The organism is Saccharicrinis sp. GN24d3 (genome assembly GCF_052400645.1).
Lineage (GTDB): Bacteria > Bacteroidota > Bacteroidia > Bacteroidales > Marinilabiliaceae > Saccharicrinis.
Window position 1 is genome coordinate 22,252 of the sequence record NZ_JBQTGI010000041.1, and the last position, 9,449, is coordinate 31,700.

4 protein-coding genes are annotated in these 9,449 nt (G+C 40.9%); all 4 read left to right on the plus strand.

Annotated features, from left to right (window positions below; genetic code table 11):
- Nucleotides 1–87: 87 nt before the first annotated feature.
- The 4 genes from ACT29I_RS24420 to ACT29I_RS24435 all read left to right on the plus strand — a co-directional run bounded on the left by ACT29I_RS24420 (nt 88) and on the right by ACT29I_RS24435 (nt 9,264).
- Nucleotides 88–2,403: a glucosamine-6-phosphate isomerase gene (locus ACT29I_RS24420; protein ID WP_430932089.1), complete on the plus strand. Its 2,316-nt coding sequence runs from the start codon at nt 88–90 to the stop codon at nt 2,401–2,403.
- 384 nt (nt 2,404–2,787) lie between these two features.
- Nucleotides 2,788–5,436: a GH92 family glycosyl hydrolase gene (locus ACT29I_RS24425; RefSeq protein WP_444794698.1), complete on the plus strand. Its 2,649-nt coding sequence runs from the start codon at nt 2,788–2,790 to the stop codon at nt 5,434–5,436.
- Nucleotides 5,437–5,820: 384 nt separating this feature from the next.
- Entirely contained in the window at nt 5,821–8,340 is a 2,520-nt protein-coding gene (gene hypD / locus ACT29I_RS24430) for a trans-4-hydroxy-L-proline dehydratase (RefSeq protein ID WP_430932091.1), read from the plus strand.
- A 15-nt stretch (nt 8,341–8,355) separates the two neighbouring features.
- Complete coding sequence (locus ACT29I_RS24435; RefSeq protein ID WP_444794699.1) at nt 8,356–9,264, plus strand: glycyl-radical enzyme activating protein; 909 nt, start codon at nt 8,356–8,358, stop codon at nt 9,262–9,264.
- Nucleotides 9,265–9,449 lie beyond the last annotated feature (185 nt).

The following is a 9,449-nucleotide window of genomic DNA, read 5'->3' on the forward strand; positions in this document are numbered from 1 at the left end:
CACTGCAGGTGCGGCATCTGAAATAGTAACTGCTTTAACCTTTACCGTTGATTCAAATTAACAACCAAAAAAAAACTATCATTTATAATGAAAACTACTTTATCGCCCGTTGAAGATTTCTATTTTCAGAAATCAGGCGTAAAAAAAATGAGTGCCAAAATACCTTATATCGCCGTGGATAACTTTCCACAGCTGGGAATGTTTACCGCATTAAGGTTTTTGGAATGGGTTGCCGAAAATCCTGAAGGGGTGATCAGTTTACCCACCGGTAAAACCCCTGAATACTTTATCCGTTGGACACAATACCTGCTGGAAAACTGGAACAACGCTAAAGGTAAAAAGATTAGGGAGGAGAATGGGTTAAAAGTGGAAAAGAAACCCGATTTAAGCAAGTTGCACTTTGTGCAGATTGACGAGTTTTATCCAATCAGTTCTACTCAAAAAAACAGTTTTTACCACTATGTAAATGAATATTACATCAAAGGTTTTGGGCTGGACCCGGAACGTGCCTTGCTGATTAATTGCGACGAAATTCCATTGGCCGAAGGGAAACCCTTTTCAGAGGTTTTCCCGGATAGTATTGTTGATTTGTCATTGCGTTATCGCGAAGCAAAAACTAAAAAAGAAAAGCAACAACAGGCGTCTATCTTTATGATTGACGACTGGTGTGTTAAATACGAGCGTAAAATCAGGGAAAAAGGGGGAATAGGATTCTTTCTTGGAGGAATAGGTCCCGATGGACATATTGCTTTTAACACCCGGGGGTCTGATCATTATTCGACCACACGCCTTACCAAAACAAACTTCGAAACTCAGGCGCAGGCGGCAGGCGATTTGGGGGGGATAGAAATCTCCAAAAATCGACTTGTGATCTCCATCGGTCTTGAATCAATAACCTACAACAAGGAAGCAGTGGCATTGATATTTGCTGCAGGAGAAGCGAAGGCACCAGTGGTGAAAAATGCTCTCGAAAGTGATCCTTCGGTTTTATATCCGGCAACAGTATTGCAGAATCTTCCAAACAGCAGGTTCTATATTACCAAAAGTTCTGGAGTTAAACTTGACGATAGTATTGATGCTTATTACCGAACAGGAGAGTGGACGCAGGAAAAAAAAGAAAGAGCCATTATCGATCTGTGTAAGCGAGTTAATAAATACGGCCCCAAATTAGAACTTTCCGATTTAAAATCAGATCCTTACTGTAGTTTAATTCCTGACTTGTCATTGGATACCGTGCAGGAAGTGATCGATTCGGTACAGGCTAAAATTTACAAAGGGCTAGAGCCGGAAAAGAATCAGGTTTTTTATCATACTGGCCCACACCATGATGATATTCAGTTAGGAATTCAACCACATGTAAATCGTACCCTGAGGGAGAAATCCAATAAGTCTATCTTCTCAGTACTTACTTCAGGGTTTACGGCAGTAACAAACAGTTTTGTGACAGAAACGCTCGATTATACTAAGAATCTACTCGATCAAGGAAGGATTCAAATGATTGAGTTTCCTGACTTTTTTGAGTCCGGTTATAAATTTAAGTGGGATAAAGATGTATACCACTTCCTGTTAAATGTAGCATCCGATGAGCCTTTGGAAAGAGTAAGGGGGCTTTGTCACAGAGTGGTAAGGGCTATCGTTCAGATTTGGGAAGTGAAAGATTATGATGGACTAAGAAATAGCATCAATGCCATTCTTTCCAATATACGCGAAAGTTACGATGGGCAAAAAAATCCACCAAAAATACAGAAATTAAAAGGTATGATTCGCGAGTTCGAAGAAGAATTGGTTTGGGCACATTCGGGTGTTCAGGTTAAGAATGTTCGCCATCTTCGTTTAGGGTTTTATACCGGTGATATTTTTACAGAACAACCCAATAGAGAGCGTGATGTAGCACCTATTCTTGAAGAATTCAAAAAAGAAAAGCCAACCGTAATCAGTTTGGCATTAGACCCTGAAGGAAGCGGTCCGGATACACATTACAAAGTACTCCAGGCTATTGCCGAAGCTATCAGGGCTTGGAATAAAGAGGAAGACCTAAGCACCCTGCGAATTTGGGGCTATCGTAATGTGTGGTTCAAGTTTGCACCATCCGATGCCAATGTCATGGTACCTGTTAGTCTGAATGCGATGGATGTGCTGGATAAATCATTTAGTGATTGTTACCTGAGCCAGGTGAATGCTTCGTTCCCTAGTTATGAACTGGATGGCAAGTTCAGCACTTTGGCTAAAAACATCTGGGTAGAGCAACTGGAAAATGTTCAGTACCTGTTAGGTAAAGATTATTTCTATACCAATGAAAATCCAAGTATTAGGGCCAGCCATGGTTTAATCTACTTTAAAGAGATGAATGTTGAGGAGTTTTTGATTCATGCACGTGAATTGGAAAAATCTATGGAAGGATAAATTGTTGAAATGATGTAGGACTAGTTAGAATGCTTCTTGGATATTTTCAAGGAGCATTTTTTTTGGCAGTTCAAATTTTCAGAAACCATGGCGTCATGGTTGTTAAATTCAACCCGGATTATGTATTGGAGGTTCGTCATGAGCATTGCAAGAACAATAAAACAAGGCATTACTGAAACGAGGCATCACTTTTCCCGATTACTTTCGGGAGCATCGTTCTGGTGAGTTGAAGTGATGCAACGAAGGGCTTGTTTTAAAGTAATTTCAATGTGTAATAGAATTTCTAATGCATATGGCGGGTTCAAAGGGATATGTTGCTTCGAACTTAATTTGGAGATTATTTCACTTTGAGAATTAGCGTCTTTACCAAAAAACTATAATAACATGAACGGAACGATTAAAAAAGCGTTATCGATGGTAACGCTAAGTGTGATTTTTTTTGGGTGTACTATATCATTAAAAAAAGGAGAGCGGTGGCGTAAAAACTCAAAATTATCCTATGTAGATACAAGAGTAGGCAGTGCGGCAAGTATTGCCGATATTACGGTCACTGAGGTGGAGGAACCGATGGGGTATGTTTCGCCTATTGTTGGTAATCCGTCGGCTTTAACGCATTGGACACCGCAAACTGCGGTTTGGACTCACCGGGTAGTTACAGTTCCTGTTCCATATTGGTACGACCAGGATAAAATACAGGGATTTCGAGGTACGCGTTACCCGAACGGTGCAGTAGTTGGCGATTGGGGTGCTATGTGCATTATGCCAATGACTGGTGAAGTGAAAATTGATGCCAATGCCCGTGCATCAAAATTTAATCACGATAGTGAAACGGCGAAACCTCACTATTATTCGGTACAGTTGGATGACTACTCTATTAAGGCAGAATTAACTGCTGCTGCGAAAACGGCTTTTTTTCAGTTTACTTTTCCCCAATCAGAATCATCGTCAGTATTAATTGATGGTGTTTTTGTTCCGGGGAACTATAAAGTTATTCCGGATAGAAACGAAATTGAGGGATATTCAGTAATTGCAGGTCACTTCCAAAATCATTTCGTAGCCAAATTCGATAAGCCTTTTAAAGTTCACCATATAGATTTACTGCCCAATGTGGTTGATACCGGGCTAGTACCTGATGGTTTTACGGCGGAGTATTTTAATAATGATAAATTGAAGGGTAAACCTGAAGTAGTGGTAAAATATTCTAAGTTGAACTACAATTGGTTGAAAGAACCTGCCGAAGGTGTTGTGGCCGATTTCTTTTCGGCAAGATATTCCGGTACACTTGTGGCAAGGCTATCCGGAGAACACACATTCGAATTAACCACCAAAGATGGTACGCGAATGTATATCAATGACGAAATGGTAATTGATCAATGGATGTATCGGGCAACCGGAACCAATGTGCACAACGTGAACCTTACAAAAGGGGAGAAATACGAAATACGCATTGAGTATTACGATGGTTCCAGTACAACCGAGATGCATTTAAGATGCGCCGAACCAGTAAAAACTGATCCAAACCAGGGTTCTCAACTGGCACTTAAAGGAGCGGACGGTAATGCTGTTTATGTTACTTTTTCGACTGAGGATCAGGAGAAAGTGAAAATGATAGTGGGTACTTCTTTGATTGATATTGCGCAGGCTCGAGCTAATATGGAAGAAGAGTTTCCTGATTTTAATTTTGATAAGGCTGTTGCTAAAGGTGCTGCAATTTGGGATAAGGAGTTAAACATGATTCAGGCAGAAGGCACCGAGGATGATAAAGCCATCTTTTATACCGCCTTAACCAAGTGTTTTGTGAATCCACGTAACCTGAATGAAGGAGGCAGATATTTCAGTCCGTTTGATTATCAGGTCCATGAAGGCGAGATGTACACCGACTTATCGATCTGGGATACGTTCCGTTCGTTGCATCCACTTTGGGTGATTGTGAAACCTCAAGAAACGACAGACATTATCAACGGAATGTTAAATGCCTATTGTGAAGGTGGTTGGTTGCCAAAATGGCCGAATCCATGGTATCGAAGCATTATGATGGGAACGCATGCCGATGCAGTTATTGCCGACGCTTATGTCAAAGGTATAAGAGGTTTTGATACAGAATTGGCTTTTGAGGCGATGTTGAAAAACGCGACTGAAAAGGGAAACCGTGGTTTCTCTGGTCGCGTAGGAATAGAGTACTTCAATGACATAGGCTACGTACCTGCAGATGTTTTCGGATTTTATGGGGAACCAGTTGCTAGAACCCTAGAGTTTTCTTACGATGATTATTGTATAGCTCAAATGGCTAAGGGTATGGGTAAAGAAGACTATTACAATGAGTTTATGATGCGTTCGAAGCGATACATAAATGTTTTAGATAGTGAAACAGGTTTGGTTCGTGGAAAAAAATTAAATGGCGAGTGGCTGCCTCCTTACGATAAAAGTATTAGTGTTTGGGCACAAGGTGCAGATCATGATACAGAGGTGTATTATAAGAACCATACTTTATTAGTTCCTCACGATGTTCCCGGCTTAGCTGATTTTATGGGTGGCGAAAAAGAACTGGAAGCTTATCTGGATGACTTTTTCAAGAAGGACATGTATTACGTTGGCGATGAATTCTCGATGCATGCACCATATATGTATAATTTTATCGGCACACCCTGGAAAACGCAAAAAGTAGTCCGCGACATGTTGGCAAAGTATTTTTTTAATGATGTAGGGGGCCTTCCCGGAAATGATGATTGTGGACAAGTTTCATCATGGTACGTATTTGGCGCAATGGGTTTCTATCCTGCTTGTCCTGGCGATCCTATTTATCAACTGTGCAGTCCGGTGCTGAATAAAGTAGATATTAATGTGGGGAATGGTAAAACCTTTTCAATCATTGCCAATAACAATTCAAGGGAGAACATGTATATTCAGTCGGCTACCTTAAATGGAACACCATACAAAGTAAGTTGGTTACATCATAACGATCTAATGAAAGGTGGAAAATTAGTTTTTGAGATGGGGCCGATTCCAAACAAAGATTGGGGAGTTACTGAATAGATTTGCAGATAAATAGATCTTCTTTTGATGTAGGTTAAGCAATAATGCTTCTTGATTAAATTTTAATATAAATGTATCCAACAAAAAAATAACTGATTTGTAATTCACTGGAAAAAGTGCGATATTTGGGTATCTTATTCATGTGCAATATATGAACATACATTACAACATAATCAAAGGCTATCGCTGTTTATATGAATGCCTGATGTTCTACTATTAGAATATTCTTGGTTGTAATATGACGTTAAAGAATATTGCTTGCTTTCGTTTTTTTGATTGTAATCCTCCTTTGCGGTTTTCGCACAAATCTTCTGTAATTACATGTAAGATGTTTTCATAGTCCACTAAAGCTGTGTAAATCATTACACCTCAGATACCATAATAATGACAACAACAAATAATGATAAAACGCATCCCAGTGAAACCGGGGTAGCTTCCATTAAAGAATTACTTGGAAAACAAGAAACGAACAAAACGGCAGAGCGGGCAGCTTCCGTTCAGGGTAATTTCTATGCGCCTTTAAAAAGTGAGATAGGTCCTGGTATGAACCTCAGGATAAAACATTTGCGCGAATTGAGTTTCAAGGCAAAACCGAGCATCTCTATCGAAAGGGCTTTGCATCAAACCGACTTTTATAAAAAACATTATGGGAAACATTCTATCCCGGTATTAAGAGCTTTGACTTTTTTGGATCATTGCCAGAAAAAGACGTTATACTTAGGCGACGACGAACTCATTGTTGGAGAACGGGGGCCAGAGCCTAAAGCGGTACCCACATTCCCTGAACTGACCTGCCATAGTGTGGACGATTTTCACGTGTTGAATACGCGTGAACAGCAACCGTATACCATTAGCCAGGCAGATATAGATACTTACGCCAGAGAAGTGATTCCTTATTGGAAAGGAAGAACAATGCGCGAACGCATTTTTAGCCATGTGCCCGCAGAATGGGAGAATGCCTACGAAGCCGGATTGTTTACCGAGTTTATGGAGCAACGTGCTCCGGGGCATACATGTCTAGATGGTAAAATATATAAAAGAGGTATGCTCGATTTTAAGCAGGAAATAAAAGCTCACCTCGATTCATTGGATTACCTGAACGATGCAGCCGCGAATGACAAAGCCGAGGAGCTGAAAGCCATGGATATATCTTGTGATGCAGCTATCGTCTTTGCAGAGCGCCACGCTAATTTGGCCGAGGAGAAGGCAAAAACAGAAAATGACCCTAAGCGAAAAAAAGAATTGTTGAAAATTGCGGAAGTGTGCCGTTGGGTTCCGGCCAATGCTCCCCGTACCTTTCATGAAGCTGTGCAAATGTACTGGTTCGTTCATCTGGGAACCATTACCGAATTGAATGGTTGGGATGCGATGAACCCGGGGCATTTCGACCAACACCTAGCTCCTTTTTACGAAAAAGAAATAGCTGAGGGCACCTTGACACGCGATGAGGCGAAAGAAATAATTTCGTGCATGTGGATTAAGGTGAACAACCAAACTGCACCGCCCAAAGTAGGAATCACGGCAAAGGAAAGTGGTACCTATAACGATTTTACCAACATTAATATAGGCGGACTTAAAACCGATGGATCCGATGGTGTTAGCGAGGTTTCGTATATCATGCTCCAGGTGGTTGAGGAGCTTCACCTGCTTCAACCGGGATCATCGGTGCATATCAGTCATAAGACACCGGATAAGTTTTTAAAAGCAGCATGTAAGGTTATCAGGCAAGGGCACGGTTATCCGTCAGTATTTAGTCCGGAAACTTATATAACCGAGATGCTTTCCCAGGGGAAATCTTTGACAGATGCGCGTGAGGGCGGATGCAGTGGTTGTATCGAAGTAGGTGCTTTTGGTAAGGAAGCCTATGTGTTGACCGGGTATCTTAATACCCCAAAGATATTGGAAATTACCTTGAATAACGGTGTTGATCCTGTAACCGGGAAATTTGTTGGTTGCACGTCGGGCAACCCAATGGAGTTCAATACTTATGAAGATTTATATAACGCTTTTCTAAAGCAGTTGAATTATGTGGTTGATCAGAAAATGAGGGTGAGCAATTATATAGATACCATGTTTGCCAAGTATTCTCCAGCGCCTTTTTTATCGGTAGTGATCGATGACTGTATCGCAAAAGGGAGAGACTATTACAATGCGGGTCCACGGTACAATACAAACTACATTCAGTGTACCGGTTTAGGTACGGTTACCGACAGCCTTTCTGTTTTAAAATATCATGTGTTCGAAAACAAAACATTTGATATGGAACGGATACTCAGTGCCGTGGCCAATAATTTTAGCGGAGAAGAGGTGCTGCGCCAGCGGATTGTGAACAGAACACCGTTTTTTGGAAACGATGACGATTATGCAGATGATATTGCATTGAAAGTATACAACGATTTAATTCAAGCCATTGATGGCAAACCCAATATAAAAGGAGGGAAATACCACTTGAATATGCTATCAACCACTTGCCATATTTATTTTGGTAAGGTGATGGGTGCAACACCCAACGGGCGATTGGCAGGGAAGTCTATTTCCGACGGAACCTCGCCATCGCATGGTTGCGACATCAATGGACCGGCAGCTGTAATCCGCTCGCTGACAAAACTGGATCATACTCGTTCGGGCGGAACATTGTTAAACCAGCGTTTTCTTCCGAGCTTATTAAAAAAGGAGGAGGATATAAACAAGTTGGGTAAGCTAATCAGAAGTTATTTCACTTTGGGAGGGCACCATATTCAGTTTAACATTGTTGATACGGCTACATTAAGGGCGGCTCAAAAAAATCCGGAAGATTATAAAGATTTGTTGGTGCGCATGGCCGGATACAGCGATTATTTTAACGATATGAACGAAGATCTTCAGCAGGAGGTGATTGACCGTACGGAGAATGAATCTTTTTAAGATAGCTTAGGTGTTATGAAAAATTCAACCCTAATTTTCGATGTTAAACGATATGCCATTAACGACGGGCCGGGTATCAGGATCACTATTTTTCTGAAAGGGTGTCCGCTCCGTTGTAAATGGTGCCATAATCCGGAAAGTCAAAGCCGGAAGGCGGAACGGATGTATGCTTTTGATAAGTGCATCGGATGTCAGGAGTGTGTTAATGCATGTAAGGTTAATGCCCTGGAACTTACCGGGCAAGGCATTGTAGGCAATGATTTGTGCCAATTAGGTGGAGATTGTGCGGAGGTATGCCCCACAAAAGCAATGGAGATAGTCGGTGAAGCGAAGACTACAAGCCAGGTAATGCAATTGATAAAAAAAGAAACCCTGTTAATGGACACCTCCCAAGGAGGTGTTACCTTTTCGGGTGGAGAACCCCTCATGCACCACGCGTTTTTACTGCCTGTATTAGACGCCTGTGGACAGGAAGAAATACATCGTTGTATAGATACTTCCGGTTATGCTAAAACCGACGTCTTATTAAACATAGCCAAAAGAACCGATCTTTTTTTGTACGATCTAAAAATGATGGATTCCGACAAACATAAGAAATGGACAGGCGTTCATAATGAATTAATCCTTGAGAATTTAAAAATGCTGGCAACTACCGGTGCCAATTTTAATATCCGAATACCTCTGATAAAAGGCGTTAACGATGACGACAAGAACATCCTGGATTCGGCACGTTTTATTGCTGCCTTACCGGGTCAAAAACCGACGGTTAACTTGTTGAAGTTTCATAACATTGCCGAAAAAAAGTACCGGAACCTGGGTGTCGACTATGACAAGGGAGATATGGAAGCGCTATCTGTAGAAAGAGAACAAGAGATTTTAAATGTATTTGAATTATATGGTGTACATACAACTTTAGGCGGGTGATAAAGTGCTATCAGCCATGTGTGTTGCAAATAGCATTTTTTTTTAAAGCCATGGCTAATGAATTTATCAGAGTAATTGCTTATTTATTGGTATCAAGGTGTAAAATTTGTAACAACTCAGGTATCCAAGGCAACATAATTATATCGGCTATTTAGAAAGGCGATTTTGCCTTAAGATTAGAGATA

Coding starts and splice junctions, on each gene's coding strand:
- ACT29I_RS24420 (WP_430932089.1), top strand. CDS start 88: ATGAAAACTACTTTATCGCCCGTTGAAGATTTCTATTTTCAGAAATCA.
- ACT29I_RS24425 (WP_444794698.1), top strand. CDS start 2,788: ATGAACGGAACGATTAAAAAAGCGTTATCGATGGTAACGCTAAGTGTG.
- hypD (WP_430932091.1), top strand. CDS start 5,821: ATGACAACAACAAATAATGATAAAACGCATCCCAGTGAAACCGGGGTA.
- ACT29I_RS24435 (WP_444794699.1), top strand. CDS start 8,356: ATGAAAAATTCAACCCTAATTTTCGATGTTAAACGATATGCCATTAAC.